The organism is Streptomyces sp. A01 (assembly GCF_059026195.1).
The window spans coordinates 1-664 of the sequence record NZ_JBWLKN010000117.1; the positions used below are offsets into that span (position 1 = coordinate 1).

The 664-nt window shown below is 68.1% G+C and carries 2 protein-coding genes; both read right to left on the minus strand.

The window, feature by feature from the left end:
• On the minus strand, positions 1–392 hold a 392-nt coding region (locus AC5P1B_RS35775), incomplete at its 3' end, for a flavodoxin-dependent (E)-4-hydroxy-3-methylbut-2-enyl-diphosphate synthase (RefSeq protein ID WP_493892210.1).
• The coding region (locus AC5P1B_RS35780) for a transketolase C-terminal domain-containing protein (RefSeq protein WP_493892211.1) at positions 389–664 on the minus strand (276 nt) is incomplete at its 5' end. The genes AC5P1B_RS35775 and AC5P1B_RS35780, both read right to left, overlap by 4 nt.

Below are 664 nucleotides of genomic sequence, written 5' to 3' on the forward strand. Positions count from 1 at the left end.
ATCTCCTTGACCTTGTCGTCGAACTGCCGGATGTTGCCCGGGTTGACCCGTACCGCCGCACATCCGGCGTCGATCGCCGCGAACACGTACTTCGGCTGGAAGTGGATGTCCGCGATCACCGGGATCTGCGACTTCTTCGCGATGGCGGGCAGTGCCTCGGCGTCGTCCTGCGAGGGGCAGGCGACCCGCACGATCTGGCAGCCGGACGCGGTCAGCTCAGCGATCTGCTGGAGGGTGGCGTTCACATCGGAGGTCAGCGTGGTCGTCATGGACTGCACGGACACCGGGGCGTCGCCGCCGACCGGCACCGAGCCGACCATGATCTGACGGCTGACACGGCGGTCGGAGAGCTTGGTCGGAACGGTCGGCAGGCCAAGGGATACAGCGGTCATGAGACATCCTGGAGATGTTGGGTGCCGGCCGCGGCCAGCGACTCGTGGACGGTCTGGGCGATGTTCGCGGCGGTCAGACCCGCCTCCGACAGCAGCTCGTTGCGGCTGCCGTGCTCGTAGAACTTCTGGGACAGCCCGAACTCGCGCACCGGGGTATCGACCCTCGCGTCGCGCAGTGCCTGGGTGATGGCCGAACCGACGCCGCCGACGCGGCCGTTGTCCTCGACGGTGGCGACGAGTTGGTGTTCGGCGGCGAGGCCGACGAGGGCGGA